This window comes from Caulobacter sp. 602-2 (genome assembly GCF_011043625.1).
Lineage (GTDB): Bacteria > Pseudomonadota > Alphaproteobacteria > Caulobacterales > Caulobacteraceae > Caulobacter.
This window is the reverse complement of sequence record NZ_JAAKGT010000013.1, coordinates 33,626-52,207: the sequence shown is the minus strand read 5'-3', so window position 1 is coordinate 52,207 and position 18,582 is coordinate 33,626. Positions and strand designations below refer to the sequence as shown.

At 69.6% G+C, this 18,582-nt stretch carries 19 protein-coding genes and 1 tRNA gene; 15 read left to right on the top strand and 5 right to left on the bottom strand.

Annotation, left to right across the window (positions count from 1 at the left end; all coding sequences use genetic code 11):
• Nucleotides 1-37 precede the first annotated feature (37 nt).
• Nucleotides 38-1,222 (bottom strand): deoxyguanosinetriphosphate triphosphohydrolase, encoded by a 1,185-nt coding sequence (locus G5B46_RS20885; protein ID WP_165262065.1) that lies wholly within the window; start codon nt 1,220-1,222, stop codon nt 38-40.
• Between the two features lie 77 nt (nt 1,223-1,299).
• On the opposite strand from G5B46_RS20885, the gene erpA reads away from it, so the two are divergent.
• The 5 genes from erpA to xth all read left to right on the top strand — a co-directional run bounded on the left by erpA (nt 1,300) and on the right by xth (nt 4,421).
• Complete coding sequence (erpA, locus tag G5B46_RS20880; RefSeq protein WP_165262063.1) at nt 1,300-1,632, top strand: iron-sulfur cluster insertion protein ErpA; 333 nt, start codon at nt 1,300-1,302, stop codon at nt 1,630-1,632.
• A gap of 18 nt (nt 1,633-1,650) precedes the next feature.
• Complete coding sequence (locus tag G5B46_RS20875; RefSeq protein ID WP_165262061.1) at nt 1,651-2,169, top strand: hypothetical protein; 519 nt, start codon at nt 1,651-1,653, stop codon at nt 2,167-2,169.
• 68 nt (nt 2,170-2,237) lie between these two features.
• The gene (locus tag G5B46_RS20870) at nt 2,238-2,321 is read left to right on the top strand and encodes a hypothetical protein (RefSeq protein WP_165262165.1); all 84 of its coding nucleotides are present in this window, start codon (nt 2,238-2,240) and stop codon (nt 2,319-2,321) included.
• A gap of 97 nt (nt 2,322-2,418) precedes the next feature.
• Complete coding sequence (locus G5B46_RS20865; RefSeq protein WP_165262059.1) at nt 2,419-3,516, top strand: 3-deoxy-7-phosphoheptulonate synthase; 1,098 nt, start codon at nt 2,419-2,421, stop codon at nt 3,514-3,516.
• A 116-nt stretch (nt 3,517-3,632) separates the two neighbouring features.
• Complete coding sequence (gene xth / locus G5B46_RS20860; protein WP_165262057.1) at nt 3,633-4,421, top strand: exodeoxyribonuclease III; 789 nt, start codon at nt 3,633-3,635, stop codon at nt 4,419-4,421.
• Here the strand turns inward: xth and G5B46_RS20855 are convergent.
• On the bottom strand, nt 4,418-4,750 hold the full coding sequence (locus G5B46_RS20855) for a hypothetical protein (protein WP_165262055.1): 333 nt from the start codon (nt 4,748-4,750) through the stop codon (nt 4,418-4,420). The two genes, xth and G5B46_RS20855, sit on opposite strands and share 4 nt — an antisense overlap.
• 121 nt (nt 4,751-4,871) lie before the next feature.
• On the opposite strand from G5B46_RS20855, the gene G5B46_RS20850 reads away from it, so the two are divergent.
• The 4 genes from G5B46_RS20850 (at nt 4,872) to G5B46_RS20835 (ending at nt 9,965) form a co-directional block, all read left to right on the top strand.
• On the top strand, nt 4,872-5,777 hold the full coding sequence (locus G5B46_RS20850) for a hypothetical protein (protein WP_165262053.1): 906 nt from the start codon (nt 4,872-4,874) through the stop codon (nt 5,775-5,777).
• 67 nt (nt 5,778-5,844) lie between these two features.
• On the top strand, nt 5,845-6,219 hold the full coding sequence (locus G5B46_RS20845; protein ID WP_165262051.1) for a hypothetical protein: 375 nt from the start codon (nt 5,845-5,847) through the stop codon (nt 6,217-6,219).
• Between the two features lie 170 nt (nt 6,220-6,389).
• Nucleotides 6,390-8,882, top strand: coding sequence for a TonB-dependent receptor plug domain-containing protein (locus tag G5B46_RS20840; RefSeq protein WP_165262049.1), 2,493 nt, complete (start codon nt 6,390-6,392; stop codon nt 8,880-8,882).
• Between the two features lie 3 nt (nt 8,883-8,885).
• A complete protein-coding gene (locus tag G5B46_RS20835) occupies nt 8,886-9,965 on the top strand; it encodes a cytochrome c peroxidase (RefSeq protein ID WP_165262047.1) in 1,080 nt (359 codons plus the stop codon).
• A gap of 138 nt (nt 9,966-10,103) precedes the next feature.
• On the opposite strand, the gene G5B46_RS24765 is transcribed toward G5B46_RS20835, so the two are convergent.
• Together G5B46_RS24765 and G5B46_RS20825 are read right to left on the bottom strand one after the other, a co-directional pair.
• Complete coding sequence (locus tag G5B46_RS24765) at nt 10,104-10,775, bottom strand: TonB family protein (protein WP_165262045.1); 672 nt, start codon at nt 10,773-10,775, stop codon at nt 10,104-10,106.
• Nucleotides 10,776-10,909: 134 nt separating this feature from the next.
• On the bottom strand, nt 10,910-11,647 hold the full coding sequence (locus G5B46_RS20825) for a glutathione S-transferase family protein (protein ID WP_165262043.1): 738 nt from the start codon (nt 11,645-11,647) through the stop codon (nt 10,910-10,912).
• Nucleotides 11,648-11,742: 95 nt separating this feature from the next.
• Between G5B46_RS20825 and G5B46_RS20820 the strand changes: the two genes are divergently transcribed.
• Nucleotides 11,743-12,483 (top strand): YafY family protein, encoded by a 741-nt coding sequence (locus G5B46_RS20820; protein ID WP_165262041.1) that lies wholly within the window; start codon nt 11,743-11,745, stop codon nt 12,481-12,483.
• On the opposite strand, the gene G5B46_RS20815 is transcribed toward G5B46_RS20820, so the two are convergent.
• Nucleotides 12,461-13,123, bottom strand: coding sequence for a hypothetical protein (locus G5B46_RS20815; RefSeq protein WP_165262039.1), 663 nt, complete (start codon nt 13,121-13,123; stop codon nt 12,461-12,463). The genes G5B46_RS20820 and G5B46_RS20815 overlap by 23 nt on opposite strands.
• Nucleotides 13,124-13,306: 183 nt before the next feature.
• Here G5B46_RS20815 and G5B46_RS20810 point away from each other — a divergent pair, with 183 nt between their 5' ends.
• The 5 genes from G5B46_RS20810 to G5B46_RS20790 all read left to right on the top strand — a co-directional run bounded on the left by G5B46_RS20810 (nt 13,307) and on the right by G5B46_RS20790 (nt 18,578).
• The gene (locus tag G5B46_RS20810; protein ID WP_165262037.1) at nt 13,307-15,619 is read left to right on the top strand and encodes a TonB-dependent receptor; all 2,313 of its coding nucleotides are present in this window, start codon (nt 13,307-13,309) and stop codon (nt 15,617-15,619) included.
• Complete coding sequence (locus G5B46_RS20805) at nt 15,616-16,191, top strand: hypothetical protein (RefSeq protein WP_346764957.1); 576 nt, start codon at nt 15,616-15,618, stop codon at nt 16,189-16,191. The genes G5B46_RS20810 and G5B46_RS20805 overlap by 4 nt, the downstream gene beginning before the upstream one ends.
• On the top strand, nt 16,191-17,687 hold the full coding sequence (locus tag G5B46_RS20800) for a PepSY-associated TM helix domain-containing protein (protein WP_165262035.1): 1,497 nt from the start codon (nt 16,191-16,193) through the stop codon (nt 17,685-17,687). The genes G5B46_RS20805 and G5B46_RS20800 overlap by 1 nt, the downstream gene beginning before the upstream one ends.
• Before the next feature lie 136 nt (nt 17,688-17,823).
• Nucleotides 17,824-17,898 (top strand) — tRNA-Gly (locus G5B46_RS20795).
• Nucleotides 17,899-17,984: 86 nt separating this feature from the next.
• The gene (locus G5B46_RS20790; protein WP_165262033.1) at nt 17,985-18,578 is read left to right on the top strand and encodes an HD domain-containing protein; all 594 of its coding nucleotides are present in this window, start codon (nt 17,985-17,987) and stop codon (nt 18,576-18,578) included.
• Nucleotides 18,579-18,582 lie beyond the last annotated feature (4 nt).

The following is an 18,582-nucleotide window of genomic DNA, read 5'->3' as shown; positions in this document are numbered from 1 at the left end:
ACCCTCGACGGTCGTGCGTCGCCCGGCGCTCGCCCCGTCAGCTCCACACATCCAGATGGAACAGCTTGCGGTGTTCCTCGATGGCGAAACGATCGGTCATGCCGGCGATGTAGTCGCACACCACGCGAGCCCTTCCGGCTTGGTCGCGGTTCTGCGACTTGGCGAACCATTCCGATGGCAGCACCTCGGGTTCGGCCAAGAACAGCGTGAACATCTCGGCCAGAATGCGGCGCGCCTGGCTGCGGGTGCGGTTCACACGCCAGTGGCGGTACATCCGGGCATGCAGGAACTCGCGCAGGCGGGCCAGGTCCTCAAGCATGTCGGACGAGAACGACACCAGCGCGTGCGGCAGGGCCCGCACCTCGTCGGCCGAGGCGACGCCGGTGATGGCGGCCCGCTGCAGGGTTTCGCCCATCACGTCGTCGACCATGGCGCCGATCATCCGGCGCACGGCTTCCAGGCGGGTGATGCGGGCGTCGAGGTCGGGCCGCTCGCTGCGAACGGCCGCCAGGATCGGACCGATCAGCGGCACGTCCATCAGCTCGTCCAGCGTGAAGAGCCCCGCCTCGACCCCATCGTCGATGTCGTGGTTGTTGTAGGCGATGTCGTCCGACAGGGCCGCCACCTGCGCCTCGGCCGAAGCCCAGGTGTCGAGCTTGAGCCCGTACTCGCCGTCGTACTTGGAGATCGCCTTCCACGACGGCTGGCCCAGCTTATGGATGACCGGGCCGTTGTGCTTGATGACCCCTTCCAGGGTCTCCCAGGTCAGGTTCAGGCCGACGAAGTCGGGATAGCGGTGCTCCAGCTCGGTCACGACCCGGAAGGTCTGGACGTTGTGGTCGAAGCCGCCGAACTCCTTGGTCTGCAGCTCCAGCTCGTCCTCGCCGGCGTGGCCGAACGGCGGGTGACCCAGGTCGTGGGCGAGCGCAATGGTCTCGGCCAGGTCGGCGTCCAGGCCCAGCGCGGTGGCCAGCGAGCGGGCGATCTGGGCCACTTCCAGCGAGTGGGTCAGGCGGGTGCGGAACTGGTCGCCCTCGTGGGCGACGAACACCTGGGTCTTTTCCTTCAGGCGGCGGAAGGCCGAGGTGTGGATGATGCGGTCGCGGTCGCGGGCGAAGGGCGTGCGGGTGCGGCTCTCGTCTTCCTGGTAGCGCCGCCCGCGCGACTTGCTCGGATCTTCGGCGTAGGGGGCGCGGGGGACGGCGAACGGAGACGTCGACATGAGCGGCCTTTGCTGATCGCCCCTTTTCCCGGGACGCGGTCGCCCTCATATATGCGATAGATCAAGTTTCCACAGCCATGACCGACACCACCGTTACGCTTTCTTCCAACGCCGCACGCCGGCTGCACGCCCTTTCCCAGGCCGAAGGCCGCGAAGTGATGCTTCGCGTGGCCGTCGACGGCGGCGGCTGCTCGGGCTTCCAGTACCGGTTCGACCTGGTCGAGGCCGCCGAGCAGGACGACCTGAAGATCGAGCGCGACGGCGCCTCGGCCCTGGTCGACGTGGTCTCGCTGGCCCTGCTGAAGGGCTCGGAGATCGACTTCGTCGACGAATTGGCCGGCGCCGAGTTCCGGGTCAGGAACCCCAACGCCAAGTCCAGCTGCGGCTGCGGCGTCAGCTTCTCGATCTGACGCACGGGCCCAAGGGCCATGTGCCACTTCATCACCCTGATCGTTCCCACCGAGGACGAGGCCGCCTTGCGGGCGGTGATGAAGCGGCATGGCCGAACCGCCGAGGCGATCGACAATCCGTCCGTGCGCCGCGTCCTGCGCGCCGACGAGCGCCAGTACCTGACCTGCATGCGAGAGTGCGACTGCGGCACGGTCCTGGCGCCGTCGCTCGAAGGCCCCGCCGAAGGGGACGAAGCCCGGCGCCTGGCCGCCAAGGGATGGTCCAAGGCCAAGATCGACCGCGCGCTGGCTGATCGCCGCAAGGCCTCGACCCGCTCGCAGGAGGGCGTCGACAGCTTCGAACTGTGGGCGGCCGTGATCGCCGACGTCCAATCCTCCCTGCGCCTGCCCCGAGCGGGCCTCTTCCTGCACCTCTATTCCGGCGGCCTCGAGGACGAGATCACGCCGCCGCGCCGTCGCGACGCCCCGCCGCGCGGCGACCGGCTGGACGCGCTGCGCTCGCTTGCCCCCGACGAAGTGCTGATCTTCCCCGCCTGAACGCGGCTGGACGCTCGCGACGCAGTAAGGGGGTGACAGGCCGCAAACTACGCTCTACGGTCAGGTCGATGACCCTCGCCGCCAGCCAACAGCTGTTTTGGTACTTTAGCTATCCGACGCCTCTGGCGCCGGGAGGGGATCGTTTGGCCTGAGATCTGGCCGCCAAAAACGCCTTTCACCAGCCGCCAGGGGTTCCCCGGGCGGCTTTTTTGATGGCCGCCGGACCCCGCGAATTTTCCGGAGCACGCCATGCCATCCTCGACCGCCGCCAATCTCGTCTCGCTGCCCGTCCCCACCGACGACCTGCGCATTTCCCGCCTGCAGACCCTCAGCCCGCCCGCCCAGGTGATCGGCGAGGCGCCGGCCACCTCGACGACCGCCGAGATCGTCAAGGACTCCCGCCAGGCGGTGCACGAGATCCTGCACGGTCGCGACGACCGCCTGGTGGTGGTGATCGGCCCCTGCTCGATCCATGACCCCAAGGCCGCCATCGACTACGCCAGCCGCCTGGCCGCCGAACGCGAGCGCCACGCCGGCGAGCTGGAAGTGATCATGCGCGTCTACTTCGAAAAGCCGCGCACGACCGTGGGCTGGAAGGGCCTGATCAACGATCCGGGCCTGGACGGCGGCTTCCACATCAACGAGGGCCTGCGCCTGGCGCGCCGGGTGCTGCTCGACGTCGCCGCCCAGGGCCTGCCGGCGGCCTGCGAGTTCCTGGACGTCACCACCCCGCAGTACATCGCCGACCTAGTGGCCTGGGGCGCGATCGGCGCCCGCACCACCGAAAGCCAGATCCACCGCGAGATGGCGTCTGGCCTGTCGTGCCCCGTGGGCTTCAAGAACGGCACCAACGGCGACGTGAAGGTGGCGGTCGACGCGGTCACCGCCGCGGCCCAGCCGCACCATTTCCTGGCCGTGACCAAGGAAGGCCGCGCCGCCATCGCCACCACCACCGGCAACGCCGACAGCCACGTCGTGCTCCGCGGCGGCAAGACGCCCAACTACGACGCCGCCAGCGTCGCGGCGGCGGCGGAGGCCCTGACGAAGGCCGGCCTGCCGCCGCGCCTGATGGTCGACGCCAGCCACGCCAACAGCGGCAAGAACCACGAGAACCAGCCGGCCGTGGTCGCCGACATCGCCGCCCAGGTGGCGACCGGCGCCTCGCCGATCATGGGCGTGATGATCGAGAGCAACCTCGTGGCCGGCCGCCAGGACATCGTTCCCGGCAAGGCCCTGACCTACGGCCAGTCGGTCACCGACGCCTGCATCGACTGGGACACGTCGGTGCGCGTGCTGGACGAACTGGCCGCCGCGGTGCGCGCCGGTCGCCAGGCCCGCAACGCCTGACCGCGCGAACGGAGGGACGCCCTGCGGCGTCCCTCCCTATCCCCGGAAATCTCCTTGCCATGGCTTGAGCGCGAGGCCGCCGCCCCCTAGCCTCCGCGCGCCTATCGGAGCCCGCCATGCGCATCGCCACCTGGAACGTCAATTCGGTCAACGCCCGCCTGGAAAACGTCCTGGCCTGGTTCGAGGCCGAGGCGCCCGACGTCGCGGTGCTGCAGGAGATCAAGTGCGTCGACGAAAAGTTCCCGGCCGAGGCCTTCGAGCGCCTGGGCTACAACGTCGTCGTCCATGGCCAGAAGACCTATAACGGCGTGGCCCTGCTCTCCAAGCACCCGGTCGAGGACGTCCGCAAGGGCCTGCCGCTGCTGGACGGCGACGCCGAGGACGAGCAGGCCCGCTATGTCGAGGCGGTGATCTCGGGCCCCAAGCCGGTGCGGGTGATCGGCATCTACCTGCCCAACGGCAATCCGATCGGCACCGAGAAGTTCGCCTACAAGCTGTCGTGGATGCGCCGCCTGCACGAACACGCCAAGGGCCTCCTCGCCTTCGAGGAGCCGTTGGTCATCGCGGGCGACTACAACGTCATCCCCGAGGTCGAGGACGTGGCCAATCCCGAGGCTTGGCTGGGCGACGCCCTTTTCCAGCCCGAGAGCCGCGCGGCCTTCCGGGCGCTCAAGAACCTCGGCTTCACCGACGCCTACATGCAGGCGGACGGGACGCCCGGCGGCTACACCTTCTGGGACTACCAGGCCGGCGCCTGGCCCCGGAACCTGGGCATCCGCATCGACCACCTGCTGCTGTCGCCGCAGGCGGCCGACAAGCTGGCCGAGGTGAAGATCCACCGCGACGAGCGCGACAAGGAAAAGCCCTCCGACCACGTGCCGGTGGTGGCGACGCTGGCGCTCTAGGAGCCCGGACGGTCCACCTGGGCCCAGAGTCCGGCCGCGTCGCGACGGTAGCTGACCGTAACGGACCTCCACGGCCGATTCAGGAACTTGCGCTGAGTGCGACAGACCGCGAGGGTCGGATCGCCCGCCGCCCAGCGGCAACGGGCCGTCGAGTAATCCATCGCCGGATAACTCACCGAGCCTCCCGCGGCGAGAATGCCGGCGTCGAACCCGGCGCGCACCCGCTCGACGTCGTCGATCTGATCTTGCCTGGAGATCTCGAACGAGGCCGAAGCGCACCCTGAGAGCATCGCCGCGCCGATCGCCATTCCGATGAGCGGCATCCGCATATCGCGCTCCATAGTTGTGCGCAGCTAGAATGTCCTTCTGAAACGGCGCCGCGCAAGCGCTCACGGCGCCGGTAGCCGGCGCCTCTGTCGCGAATCCGCGAACGCCGCTAGCCTCCGCGCCATGAGCGAGTTCTGGCGCCTCCTGTTGCTTGTCGCCATCGCCGGGTCGGCCGTCACCTTCATGGGCAGCGCGGCCATCTGGTTCATGGACGAAGAGCGTCGCATCCGCCGCGCCCTGCGCCATGTGCTCAAGGGCGAGCCGGAGACCGTCATCATCGCTCGCGGCCGCGGCAAGGGCGTGGGCTTCTCGTTCGACACCAACACCGCCGCCGTCGCCTGGGACAGCGGGACCTGGTGCCTGCTCTATCGCATCGACGAGCTGATGGGCGCCGAGCTGTCGGTCGACAACCAGGTGGTGGGCCGGGTGTTCCGCGGCGAGCAGCGCCGGGCGATCGACCAGATCGTGCAGCAGGCCGCCCGCGTCTGCCTGCGGCTGATCTTCGACGATCCGCGCCACCCCGACTTCGAACTCGACCTCTGGCTGGAGGGCGACGAGCAGCAGCGCCAGAGCCGTTCGCCCGCCCTGGCGATCCAGGAGGCCAACCGCTGGCTGGCCCGCGCCGAAGCGATCGTGCGCCGGCCGCTGGCCCCGCGCGGCGCCTCGCCCGCCGCCAAGGCCTCCGAACCCGAGATCGCCCGCCGACCGGAACCGGCCGCCCAGGCCGACAAGCCCAAGCCTTATCGTTCGGCCCGCGAGGCGGTGACCGCCGGCGCCGGCGCGACCGCCGCGGCCGTCGCCACCGCGCCGCTGTTCGAGGAGATCGACGACGGCCCCGAGGCCGCCGATCCGCCGTGGTCGGACCCGGACGCGCCGATCCAGGGCTGGGCCGACGACGGCGATACCGCCGACGAACCGGCCTACCTGCCGCCCGATCGTCCCTACAAGCCGGTGTCCAAGGCCGCCCGCGAGGCCAAGGGCGACCAGGACGAACTGCCGTTCGATCTCGACGGCGACGACGAATACTGACGGCTCTCGCCCGAGTTGCGCGCCGCCGCGGTCTGAGTCACGCTGCGGCGTTCCGTGGAGACGCGCCATGATCCGCCTCGCCGCCCTCGCTCTGCCCCTGCTGCTGGCCGCTCCGGCCATGGCCCAGGCGCCAGCCGCCTCGCCGCTGGCGCCGCAGAGGCTGGTGCTGAACCTGGCCGACCGGGACGGCGACGGCGTGGTCAGCCCGGCCGAGGCCGCCGAGCAGCTGGCTTCCCAGAACGCCGCCGAACTGCCCGCCGCCGAGCCGGAGAGCGCGCCCCACCGGGGTCCGCGCTTCAGGCCCGCCAGCGCCAAGACCGAGCGGGCCGACGAAGCCGGGTTTCCCGGCCTCTCGATGAAGCGCCGCTTCGTCGAGGCCAGCGAGTTCGAGCAGGCGCTGGAATATCGCTTCCTGGAAGAGCTGAAAGAACGACGCAAGTAACGGTAGTCGCCAACCGACGACCGGTTCGCAGTTCTTCCCAGGTTTCGCCCATTTTTTGCCGGCTGCGGCGATCCCTTAGTTGCGAACCACTCTCAACGTCCGTATGACCCCCGCCCTTGATGCGATTGATACGCACGAGCGTTGATACGGGGCGAGTGATGAAGCGAGTGATGATGACGACCGCGGCCATGGCCGTGGCGATGGGCGCGGCCAGCCAGGCCTGGAGCCAGGACGAAAAAGCCGAGCGCCTGCCGAAAGTCAGCATCGAGGCGACCAGCGCCGCGCCGCCCGCCGCGGCCTACGAGGCCAACGACCCGGTCGATTCCGGCACCTCGAAGATCACCCGCCGCGCGATCGAGGACCGCTCGCCCGGCACCGGCGACGTCATCGAGACCCTGAAGATCCTGCCGTTCGCCAACTTCGACTCCGACCAGGGCCTGGCGACGCAGGAAAGCATCCAGGACATGCGTCCGGCCAAGGTCTCGATCTCGGGCGGCCAGTTCTACGACAACTACTTCTCGATCGACGGCGTGGGCGTGAACAGCCGCCTGGACGTCGTCGATATCGGCAACCCCCAGGACTACAACGAGGCCGCCGGCGGCAGCGCCCAGTCGATCTGGCTGGACAGCAACCTGCTGGAATCGGTGACCGTGCGCGACAGCAACGTCTCGGCCCGCTATGGCGGCTTCACCGGCGGCGTCGTGCAGATCGAGACCCGCCAGCCCGCGCACGTCTTCGGCGCCTCGGTCACGGCCGGCTGCACCAACGACAGCATGACCTCGTTCAAGATCCCGGGGGTCGTCCGCGACGCCCTGAACGGCGCCGAGCCCGAGCCGCCGAACTACGAGAAGTGCCGCGTCAGCGGCTCGGTCGACCTGCCGATCAACGACAAGGTTCGCGTGCTGCTGGCCGGCGGCCGCCAGCAGACCGACATGACCTACTACCGGCACGCCAACTACGGCGGCACGCCCTTCGGCCTGAAGAGCCGCACCGACAACGCCCTGGCCAAGGTCGAGGTCGACCTGGCGCCCGACCTGACCCTGCGCGGCCAGGTCGCCTACAGCCCCTATACGAGCCAGAACTCGGCCTCCAACTCGCGCAACGCGGTGATGACCCAGAAGGGCGGCGGCGTGACCAGCAAGATCGAACTGCTGGGCAAGCGCGGCGAGGCCGACTGGTCGCTGACCGCCACCTACGCCAAGGCGCGCAGCGGCCGCGAGGCCCCCTCCACGCTGTTCACCTGGTCGTCGGCCGCCGCCTACGCCAACTGGTGCTCGGCGACCAACTGCGTCGACGGCAGCTTCGGCGACCTCGACCAGTGGCAGGAGGACCTGGGCCTGCAGGCGCGCTGGAACCAGCCGCTGCTGGGCGGCGACCTGCGCCTGGGCATCGACTACAGCCACGTGGAGGCCCGCAAGAGCCGCCCGGTCGACAACTACGCCTACCGCACCACCACCGTCGACAGCCGCATCGTCTGCTCGCAGGGCGACCCGGCCTGCATCGCCGGCGACGCCGCCCTGACCGTCTACAGCCTCTACAAGGCCTATGACGCCTCGGCCGAGGTCGACGCCGTGGCCGCCTTCGCCGAGTACGAGGTCAGCCGCGGTCCGCTGACCGTGCGGGCCGGCCTGCGCTACGACCACGAAAGCCTGGTCGCCAAGCACAACTTCGCCCCGCGCCTGTCGGTGGTCTACGAGATGCCGTGGGACGTCACCGCCACCGTCGGCGCCAACCGCTACTACTCGCGGGACTTCCTGGGCTACGCGATCAAGTCGCAGTACCCTGGCAACTACGTCTACAACCGCACCAGCTCGATCGTGAACGGCCAGCGGGTGATGAACGCCTGGACGCTGAGCACGCACTCGGTGTCGGCCGGCGTCGCCGGCTCGGGCCTGGCGATCCCCTATTCGGACGAGCTGACCTTCGCGCTCTCCAAGCCGCTGTTCGGCGGCGTGGCGCGCCTGAAGGGCGTGGCCCGCGAGACCCGCGACCAGTTCACGGCCGGCGTCGAGGAGGTGCAGAACTACATCCGCGAGACCAACGGCCAGACCTACACCTACCGCACCACCTATCTCGGCAACGACGGCGAGACCTCGTTCCGCAGCCTGTCGGCGGAATGGACCCGGGGCGTGGGCCGTCACACCTTCAGCGTGAACGGCTCGTGGGCGAAGACCGAGGACAACATGGGCGACAACACCCTTGTCGATCCCTCGGACGAGGCCGAGTACGGCGACGAACTGGTCTACTACAAGGGCCAGGTCCGCAGCCTGCTGTCGGTGATCGCCACCAACCAGCGCCTGAACTACGCCGCCCCCGGCCTGATCAACGGCGACTGGAGCGCCGACTGGTGGAAGGGCCGGATCCGCACCAACCTCAACGCCCGCTGGCGTTCGGGCTATGACCAGATCGAAGAGACGGGCTCGACCCAGACCGTCGACGGCGTGCGCTATGCGGTGTGGGACGTGATCCGCTACAAGGCCCAGACCACCTTCAACGCCAACGTCTCGGCCCTGGTGGCCAAGACCGCCTATGGCGAGGCGCGGCTGGACGTGAAGGTGACCAACCTGTTCGACACCCTGCCCCAGACGGTGACGGCCTCCTCGATCAGCCAGCCCTACCGCATGGGCCGGTCGTTCTGGGTGGGCATGAGCTACAAGTTCTAATCCATGAAGCGCGCGGCGAATCTCCTTCTCCTGCTGGGAACGGCGGCGGCCCTGATCGGGCTGGCGCCGCTTCCGGACCCGACGGCGCTTCGCCGCGCCGCCTTCGTGGGCAAGCCCGACAGCTGGCCCGCCCCCACCCTGCTGCCGGGGGCCAGCTTCACGCCCTTCGGCGCCCTGCCCGCCCCGAGCGTCCCGGCCGACAATCCCCAGACGCCGGAAAAGATCGCCCTGGGCCGCAAGCTGTTCGACGATCCCAAGCTGTCGGGCTCGGGCCAGATCGCCTGCGCCTCGTGCCACAATCCCGAACTGGCCTTCGGCGACGGGGTGAAGACCTCGTTCGGCCACGACCGCCAGCGCGGCCGCCGCAACGCCCCGACGCTCAGCGTCGTGGCCTGGCGCACGCCGCTGTTCTGGGACGGCCGCGCCGGCAGCCTGGAGACCCAGGCCCTGGGCCCCGTGGTCGACCACAAGGAGATGGCCGGCGACCCGCGCGAGATCGAACGCCGCCTGGCCGCCGATCCCGACTACCGCAAGGACTTCCAGGCGGTGTTCGGCGCCCGTCGCCCGACCCTGCCCGACGCGGCCAGGGCCCTAGCCGCCTACCAGCGCACCCTCAAGCCGCGCAGCAGCAAGTGGGACCGCATGCTGTCGCTGGGCGGCCGGGTGCTGAGCGACCAGGAACTGCAGGGGCTGGAGCTGTTCCAGGGCAAGGCCGGCTGCGTGAACTGCCACAACGGCCCGCTGCTGTCGGACGGCAAGTTCCACAACATCGGCCTCAGCTTCTACGGCCGCAAGCTGCAGGACCTGGGCCGCTACGAGGTCAGCGGCGACCCGGCCGACGTCGGCGCGTTCCTGACGCCGTCGTTGCGCGGGATCTCCAAGACCGGGCCCTACATGCACAACGGCATCTTCCCCACGCTGGAGGGGACGGTGAACTTCTACAACGAGGGCGGCGCGCGCCCGCGGCCCAAGCCCGAACAGGCCGGCGACCGCCTGTTCCCGACCACGACCCCGCTGCTGAGGCCGCTGGGCCTGAGCCGCGAGGAGAAGGCCGCGCTGGTGGCGTTCCTGGAGACGCTGTAGGCGCCTGCCCCTCGGGAGCGCCAAGATGCTCCCCCTCTGGGGGAGCTGTCGGCACAGCCGACTGAGGGGGTTCCTGGCGCCTACGCCAGCCCCCTCCGGCCCTCCGGGCCACCTCCCCCCAGAGTGGAATGACCTCGATCAGCCCTTCACGGCGTAGGAGATCGGGGTCTCGAAGCGGCGGCGGTTCCAGTCGGAGTCGCGGGGGGCCTTGGGGAACGGGGCGGCGGTGGACAGCAGGTCCATGGCCGCCGCGTCGAGCGCGCGGTCGCCGCTGCTCTCGACGATCACCGCCCGCGACATCCGGCCGAAGCGGTCGAGGGTGAAGGCGACCACCACCACGCCGTGGGTGCGGCGGCGCTTGAGGGCCTCGGGCATCACCTTGCGCGCCTCGATCCACGACAGCACCTGGGCCGCGTAGGGATCGTGGCTCTTGGCCGCCTCGCCGCGCACCTGCGCGGGGGCCCCGCCGCCGGCCGGGGCCGACGCGGCCGAGGTCGCGACCGCCACGGGCGTCGCCGTCGAGGCCGAGCGGATCTCGACGGGCTGGGGCGCGACCTGCGGCGCGGCGATCAGCGGGTCGGGCGCGGGAATCGGAACCGGACGTGGCCGGATCGGAGAAACGGCCCGCATCTCCCGAGGTACGGCCCGCTCGCGCCGCTGGCTGGACGCACGGGACGGCGAGGGCTCGGGACTGGGCGCGATGGCCTCGAACAGCGCCGCCTCCATGGCCGGCGGTTCGGCCAGGCCCGGCATGGCGCGAACAAAGCCCACCAGCCCGACGATGACGGCCGCATGCAGCCCCACCGACACGCCGGCGGCGAGGACCTTGTCCCCGCCCCGCCGGCGCGTCCGGGATCGTCCCAGGCCTATGGATTCCGCGACAGTCATAAGAATGCGTCGCATCTACAGGATGGACGGCCCCGGCACAACGCCCGGGCGGCTACCTAGGCCGCCTTGAGCGCCTCGGGCGCAATGTCCGACGCGAAGGCGGGGTAGAAGGTCGCCAGCATCCGCTCGGCATAGGCCACAAGGTTGCAGAAGCCCTCGGCCCGGCGACGGATCGGCGAGTCGAAGAACGGCGTCAGGATCTGGGCCAGCACGCCGAAGACGATGGCGTCGACGCTGGTCGGCGCCGGCCCCATCATGAAGGCCTTGTCGCCGAGCATCTCCGACAGGGCGGTCAGCGACCACGAAGCCAGCTCGACGATCTCGTCAGGCGAATGGCGTCCGATCCCGACGGCCTTGAGGTTGGCCTCGACGGCATCCAGCAGCCCCGCCTTCAGGTCCTGGCGGATGGCTTCGGGCGCGCCGTCGAACCAGCGGGCCGGCCCCTTCTCGAAATTGTCGAAGTCGAAGAAGCGGAAGTAGCAGTTGGCCCAGCCCAGCTGGTTCTCGACCATCCGCTCGATCGCCCAGGCCTGGGCCCGTTCGACGCGGGAGAGGCCCGCATCCAGGTCGAGCCCGTAGCTGCGCTCCAGATAGGCGCGGATGAAGGTGGAGTCGGCGACCTTGACGCCGTCGTCGTCGATCCAGGGCAGCTGGCCCTTGGGCGAGGTCTCCGGATGGGCGGGGACCTTGCGGTAGGCCAGGCCCGCCATCATCAGGTGGATCTCGGTCTTGGTGACATAGGGGCTGCCTTCGGGGAGACCGTAGGCCGGGCCGGCGGCGTAGAGCGTGATCATCTCGAGGTCCCTCTCGTGCGGTATTGCGATGGGGAGAGACTGCCGCCACCCTGCTGCCAGCATGCTGTCAGCAACGATCCGGCACAGTGAGACCCATGAGACGCGCTGAACGCCTATTCCAGATCATCCAGATCCTTCGCCGCAGCCGAGCGCCGGTCACCGCCGACGCCATCGCCGCCGAACTGGAGACCTCAAAGCGCAGCGTCTATCGCGATATCGCCGCACTGGTCGGTCAGAGGGCGCCCATCCGCGGCGAGGCGGGCGTCGGCTACGTGCTGGAGGCCGGATACGACATGCCGCCCCTGATGCTGACGCCGGACGAGATCGAAGCCGCCGTGCTGGGCGCCCAATGGGTGGCCGGCCGAGGCGATCCGGCCCTGGCCACCGCCGCCCGCGACCTGATCGCGAAGATCGCCGCCGCGGTGCCCGACAACCTGCGCCCCTACGTGCTGGAGCCCGCCACCCGCGCCCCCGCCCCGTGGAACCCGGCGCCCGACGGCATCGACATGGCCCAGACCCGGGCCTGGATCCACGCCGGCCGCAAGATCCGCCTGGACTATCGCGACGAGAAGGGCGCGGTCAGCCAGCGCGTCGTCTGGCCGGTGACCGTCGGCTACATGGCCACCACGCGCATGCTGATCGCCTGGTGCGAGCTTCGCGACGACTTCCGCAACTTCCGCACCGACCGGGTGGTGGCCGCGCAGTTCCTCGACGACCGCCACGGCCAGCGCCCCGCCGTGCTGCGCGCCCGCTGGCAGCGGCAGATGGAAGAGGAATGGGCCGCCTACGACGCGGCCAAGGCGGCCGGAACCGCTATCCCGCATAACCCGGGCTGAAGCAGCGGGCCGGCAGCTTGCGTTCGGGCGAATGGAGAACGAGATGGACCGGCAAGGGCTCGGCCGCTCGCCATTCCTGGCCCTGCCGCATCCAGATTTCGGTTTCGGTCTTCTGGTCCCAGCCCGTCCAGACCGGGTCTCGGTCGCGCCTCACCTCGCAATGCGTCGTCGACATCAGCGCATAGCGACCGCCGGGCAGGAAGACGACCCGCGAGTAGCGGATCCGCCCCAGCACACTCAGCTGCTCTTCGGGCACGCCGGCATGGTTGCCGACTGAGTGGGGAACACGCGCCTGATCGAGGGCCGCGTCACAGTCGATCGCTCCGGCGCGCCCGGGTCGCGAAAACGCGAGCAACGCACCGATCGCCTTGACCTTCAACGAACGCCCCTCCCCTCGCAGCCGACCAGGAGCGCCTTCGACGGCTTCGGCGCGCCGCCACACCATCGGCTTGGCGGCGACCCGCTCGTCCGCATCGAACAAGCGCTGGCGCTCAATCGAGGCCACCACCTGGCACTCGCGGGCGACGTGCTCGGCGGTGTCGATGGGATCGTGCAGCCATAGGGCCAGTGCGACCGCCGAAGTCGCCGCTGCGCCCAGCACCACCCCTACCCCGATCGCCAACCTCTTGCCGACACCCATGCCCCGCCCCACGCCAACACCCTAGATTGCATGCAGCCGACCGATCGCCAATTCAAGCGATCCCGAAGGTTTCAACCCTCGCGCAAGCGCTCGCCCGGCGATTAATCCTGAGAATGAGATTGCATTTGACTCGCAATTAAACCGCCGCTAGCTGCGACCCGTTCTTAAATAACGGGGGAATGCATGAAGTCGCGGTTGATGATGGCGAGCGCCGTCGGCGTTTGGGCGGTGCTGGCCAGCCTGGCGCAGGCCGAAGCCCCGGTCGCCACGGCGCCGGAAGCGCCGACGCAGGTCGACCAGGTGGTCGTCACCGGCGAGAAGACCAGCCGCAGCGTGCAGGACACCGTCACCAGCGTGGCCGTGACCACCGCCCGCACCATCGAGCGCGAGCAGATCCGCGACTTCTATGACGTGGTCGCCAAGACCGCGAACATGAGCGAGACCTACGGCAAGACCGGCTTCACCATCCGGGGCGTGGCCAACAACAACGTCTCGGGCGGCGGCACCGGCGGCCTGGCCACGGTCTATGTCGACGGCGCGGCGATCCCCGAGCGCGCCATGTACGGCGGCCCGCTGGACATGTGGGACGTGGGCCAGGTGGAAGTTTTCCGCGGTCCGCAATCGACCCTGCAGGGCCGCAACGCCCTGGCCGGCGCGGTCATCGTGCGCACCACCGACCCGACCAACGACTGGAACTTCAAGGCCCGCGTGACCTCGGCCAGCGGCGACGACCGCGCGATCGCCCTGGCCGGCGGCGGCCCGATCGTTCAGGACCAGCTGGCCTTCCGCCTGGCCTTCGAGGACCATCAGAGCGACGGCTTCATCTACAACACCACGCGCAAGCTGGACGACGACGCGCTGGACACCCGCATGATCCGCGGCAAGCTGCTGCTGACCCCGGCGGCCGCCGAAGGCTTCAAGGCCGTGGCCACGATGAGCCACAACGAGCGCAAGTCGGGCTATGTCTTCACCTACAGCCGCACCGACACGCCGGACTATTTCGACCACCGCGTCACCACCACCAACGATCCCAACACCAGCGACATCACCACCGACATCGCCACGCTGGAACTGGAGCAGAAGCTGGGCGAGCGCTTCACCCTGTCGGGCGTGGCCTCGTGGAGCCAGGTGGATCTGATCCAGCGCTATGACGCCGACCTCGGCCCCCAGCGCCTGTCGTACGGCGGGCAGAACGAACTGGTCGAGACCTCCAGCCTGGAGGCGCGCCTGAACTATGACGGCGAGCGCCTGAAGGGCGTGGTCGGCGTCTATCGCGCCACCCGCGACGCCGAGCGTAGCTCGGCCAGCCTGACCAACGTGGCCTTCCCGCGCGCCACCCTGGTCAGCGTCTTGACCTCGACCCTGATGGGCAGCGTGCCGGGCATCACCCAGCCCCAGGCTCAGGCTCAGGCCAACGCCTTCGCCAACCTCTACATCGCCGCCCTGCCCGTCATCCCGGTCGACTACACCTCGGACGCGCCGGAACTGGTGGAGACCACTGCGCTGTTCGCCGACGGCAGCTTCGCCCTGACTCCCAAGCTCAGCGTGCTGGCCGGCTTCCGCTACGATCGCGAGAAGAACACCCAGAGCTCGGTGCAGACCGCGCGCTTCGCCGGCGTCTACCCGACCCCGTCGGCCTTCGGCGCCTATGCGCCCTACGTGGTGCTGGTGAACCAGTTCGTCGGCTCGATGGTCGCCCAAGCCGGCGCGCCCTCGCCCGAGACGACGCGTGAGTTCGAGGCCTTCCTGCCCAAGCTGGGCGCCAAGTACGCCCTCACCGACGACGTCTCGGCCAGCTTCGTGGTGCAGCGCGGCTACCGCTCGGGCGGCACGGCGATCAACACCGCCCGCGCCACCGTCGTGCCCTATGATCCCGAATACACTTGGAACTACGAGTTCTCGCTGCGCACCTACTGGCCGCAGTGGGGCCTGACGGCCAACGCCAACGCCTACTATGTAGACTGGACCGACCAGCAGGTGTCGCTGAACCTGGGCCTCAACCAATACGACTACCAGGTCGAGAACGCGGGCTCCTCGCACCTCTACGGCTTCGAGCTGGAACTGGCCCAGCGCGTGACGCCGAACGCCGGCTGGTGGGCCTCGCTGGGCCACACCAAGACCGAGTTCGACGAGTTCAACGTCCAGACCGGCACCGACACCCGCAACCTGTCGGGTTCGGAGTTCCCCTACGCCCCGCACTGGACCTTCGCGATCGGCGGCGACTATCGCTGGAACAACGGCCTGGTGGCCAACCTCAACGCCAACTACCGCGCCAAGGCCTTCACCGAGGCCGGCGGCGAGCAGGACGGCCGCATCGCCGACGCCCGCACCCTGGTCAACGGCCGCTTCGGCTACGAGAGCCGCGCCTGGGGCGCCTACGTGTTCGGCAAGAACCTGCTGAACGAGAAGTACAGCCAGTACAGCCGCTCGGACATTCCGGTCGCCCTGCTGGGCGAGCCGCGCGTACTGGGCGTCAGCCTGGAGGCGCGCTGGTGATCGGGCCCATGGTCGGATTGGGCGGACTGGCTCTAGCCCCGCTGGCCCTGGGGGGCGCGCTGCTGCTTCGGCGCGCCTGGACCCACGCCGACGCGCGGCGGCCCTGGCTGATCGTCGGCGGCTGGGCGCTGCTGGCGATCGCCGTGGCCCTTTCCGTGCCGTTCCTGGGCGCGGCGCGCGGTCCCTCAATCGTGCTGGCGCTCGCCTCGACGGCGGCCCTGGCCCTGGTGGCCGCCGGGGTCGAACTGCGCGAGGCCAAGCGCAAGGCGCCGCGCGAGCTGGCGCTGGAGCCGTCGGACCGCCGTCGCGTGGCCTGGCGCGGCTGGCTGCGCGGCTTCCTGGCCGGTCCGCTGGGCGGCGCTGCGGCCATGGCCGTGGGCCTGGCCGTGGCCGTCTGCTTCCCGGCCGAGGTCAAGACCCGCCTGATCATCGGCGGCATGCTGGTGCCGTTCCTGTGGGCCGGCGGCATGGCCTGGACCCTGTCGGACGACAAGATCCTGCGCGCCCTGGCCGTGCTGATCGGCGTCACCGTCGCCGGCTTCGGCGCCGTGTTCCTGAAGGGCTCCCTCTGATGCATGCCCCGCAACAAAAACCCAAACCCGGCAAGCCGATCTGGCCGAAGATCCCTGCCCCCTTCGTGCGCGCCATGCTGGCCGGCCACTCGGCCCTGGGCCTGACGTTCGCGGCGCTGATCTACCTCGTCTGCTTCTCGGGCGCGGTGGCGGTGTTCACCAACGAGTTCAATCGCTGGGAGCAGCCCACCGTCCCCGTGCTGCACAGCGTGACGCCCGCCGCCGTCGGCGCGGCCTTCGAAGAGGTGCTGGCCAGGAACCCCAAGGCCCACGACCTGTTCATCCGCATGCCCGAGCCCGCCCTGCCCCGCCTGTCGGTGCACGGCGACGACGCCAAGGGCGGCGAGCACACCTTCTTCGCCGACGCTTCGGGCAAGATCGTCGCCGAGCAGCGCACGCCGTTCAGCGAGTTCCAGGCCAAGCTGCACACCGCCCTGCACCTGCCGGGCAGCTGGGGCTTCTTCCTGGTCGGCCTGACGGGCGTGGCCCTGCTGTCGTCGCTGGTCTCGGGCGTGCTGTCGCATCCGCGCGTGTTCAAGGACGCGTTCGCGTTTCGCTGGGGCGGCTCCAAGCGCCTGCAGGAGGCCGACCTGCACAACCGCATCTCGGTGTGGGGCCTGCCCTTCCACGTGGTCGTGTCGCTGACCGGCGCGTTCCTGGGGCTTTCCGTCCTGATCGTCGGCGTGCTGGCCATGGTGGTGTTCGACGGGAACCGCGAGAAGGTCTTCGCCCTGTTCAGCGGCCCGGCCGTGGCCGACGACCCGCGCCCGGCGCCGGTGGTCGACGTGGCCAAGGGCCTTTCGGTCCTGCAGGCCAAGCACCCCGAAGCGGGCTTCAACTACATCTTCGTCGAACATCCCGGCGAGACCGGCCAGCACCTGACCATCAACCGCGTCACGCCCGGCAAGCTGTCGCGCGGCGAGATGTTCATCGTCGACGGAAACGCCAGGGTGCTGGGCGAGGCCGGCTTCGAGAGCGGCAATGTCGGCATGGCCATCTACGCCAGCCTGACGCCGCTGCATTTCGGCTGGTTCGGCGGCTGGCCGGTGAAGGTCGCCTACTTCCTGCTGGGCCTGGGACTGACGGCGGTGACCGCCAGCGGCGTGGCCATCTGGCTGGCCCGCCGACGCGACAAGGGCCGCCCGGCCCCGCGCTGGGAGCGGGTGTGGGTCGCCTTCTGCTGGAGCCAGCCCCTGGCCTACGGCGTGGCGGCCATGGTCGCCCTGCTGGCCCAGGGCGTCCCGCCGGTGGCGGTGTGGGGCGGAGTGACCCTGCTGGCCGCCGCCAGCGCGTTCCTGTGGACCCCGCAGGTGATCTCGATCCGCCTGCGCCTGGCCTCTGCGGTCAGCCTCGTTCTGGTGGCCCTGGTCCACCTGGCGCTGAACACCGGCCATAGCGTCGATCCGGTCGCCTGGATCATGGACGCCAGCCTGGTGCTGGGCGCGGCTGTGCTGGCGCTGTCGGTGCGGCTGACCAAGACGCCGGCGACGGCCTGATCCCGCCGCCCGGAAACGAAGGGGGCCCGCCGGCGACGGCGGGCCTTTTTCTTTGGCTGTGAAAGGCCGTCCTTCAACGCTTGAGCGATGCGGCAAGACCGGCTAAGCACGACCTCCACGGTCGCTCGCGACCCGTGCGGGCGTAGTTCAGAGGTAGAACGTCAGCTTCCCAAGCTGAATGTCAGGGGTTCGATTCCCCTCGCCCGCTCCAATCTCCTCGCCTCATCTCGAAACGTTGACGCCCGCCCGCGCGCGGCGCACGCTGGCCGTCAAACAGACGTTCGGGAGGAGAACGCGATGGCCGACGGCGAGGATCACCCCCGCGCGCGCTTCCACGCCATGACCGAGGGCACGGCCGAGGACTGGGGCATCATCGCCCAGGCGGCCGGCGAGTACGGGCGCGAGCTGCCCGACCGGCTGATCAAGCACCTGCAGCTGCTGCAGGGCGATTGCGGGGGTTTCGCGGTGGACCGGCTGGAGCACAGCCTGCAGACCGCCACCCGGGCCCACCTGGCCGGCGAGGACGAAGAGTACGTCGTCTGCGCCCTGCTCCACGACATCGGCGACATCCTGGGCCCGCGCAACCACGCCGACATCGCCGCCGCCATCGTCCAGCCCTTCGTGTCGGAGGCCAACCACTGGATGGTGGCCAACCACGCGATCTTCCAGGGCTACTACTTCTTTCATCACCTGGGGCTCGACCGCGACATGCGCGAGGCCTTCCGGGGCCATCCGCACTTCGAGCGTACGGCCAAGTTCTGCCACCAGTACGACCAGCCGGCCTTCGATCCGGCCTATGAGACGATGCCGCTGGAGGCGTTCGAGCCGATGCTTCGGCGCGTGATGAGCACGCCGAAGCGATCGATCTACCTGCGGACCGCGGAGGGCTGAACGC

Bases quoted from the DNA above. Each gene is read 5' to 3' on its own strand.
- G5B46_RS20885 (WP_165262065.1), bottom strand. From the start codon at position 1,222: ATGTCGACGTCTCCGTTCGCCGTCCCCCGCGCCCCCTACGCCGAAGAT.
- erpA (WP_165262063.1), top strand. From the start codon at position 1,300: ATGACCGACACCACCGTTACGCTTTCTTCCAACGCCGCACGCCGGCTG.
- G5B46_RS20875 (WP_165262061.1), top strand. From the start codon at position 1,651: ATGTGCCACTTCATCACCCTGATCGTTCCCACCGAGGACGAGGCCGCC.
- G5B46_RS20870 (WP_165262165.1), top strand. From the start codon at position 2,238: ATGACCCTCGCCGCCAGCCAACAGCTGTTTTGGTACTTTAGCTATCCG.
- G5B46_RS20865 (WP_165262059.1), top strand. From the start codon at position 2,419: ATGCCATCCTCGACCGCCGCCAATCTCGTCTCGCTGCCCGTCCCCACC.
- xth (WP_165262057.1), top strand. From the start codon at position 3,633: ATGCGCATCGCCACCTGGAACGTCAATTCGGTCAACGCCCGCCTGGAA.
- G5B46_RS20855 (WP_165262055.1), bottom strand. From the start codon at position 4,750: ATGCGGATGCCGCTCATCGGAATGGCGATCGGCGCGGCGATGCTCTCA.
- G5B46_RS20850 (WP_165262053.1), top strand. From the start codon at position 4,872: ATGAGCGAGTTCTGGCGCCTCCTGTTGCTTGTCGCCATCGCCGGGTCG.
- G5B46_RS20845 (WP_165262051.1), top strand. From the start codon at position 5,845: ATGATCCGCCTCGCCGCCCTCGCTCTGCCCCTGCTGCTGGCCGCTCCG.
- G5B46_RS20840 (WP_165262049.1), top strand. From the start codon at position 6,390: ATGATGACGACCGCGGCCATGGCCGTGGCGATGGGCGCGGCCAGCCAG.
- G5B46_RS20835 (WP_165262047.1), top strand. From the start codon at position 8,886: ATGAAGCGCGCGGCGAATCTCCTTCTCCTGCTGGGAACGGCGGCGGCC.
- G5B46_RS20825 (WP_165262043.1), bottom strand. From the start codon at position 11,647: ATGATCACGCTCTACGCCGCCGGCCCGGCCTACGGTCTCCCCGAAGGC.
- G5B46_RS20820 (WP_165262041.1), top strand. From the start codon at position 11,743: ATGAGACGCGCTGAACGCCTATTCCAGATCATCCAGATCCTTCGCCGC.
- G5B46_RS20815 (WP_165262039.1), bottom strand. From the start codon at position 13,123: ATGGGTGTCGGCAAGAGGTTGGCGATCGGGGTAGGGGTGGTGCTGGGC.
- G5B46_RS20810 (WP_165262037.1), top strand. From the start codon at position 13,307: ATGAAGTCGCGGTTGATGATGGCGAGCGCCGTCGGCGTTTGGGCGGTG.
- G5B46_RS20800 (WP_165262035.1), top strand. From the start codon at position 16,191: ATGCATGCCCCGCAACAAAAACCCAAACCCGGCAAGCCGATCTGGCCG.
- G5B46_RS20790 (WP_165262033.1), top strand. From the start codon at position 17,985: ATGGCCGACGGCGAGGATCACCCCCGCGCGCGCTTCCACGCCATGACC.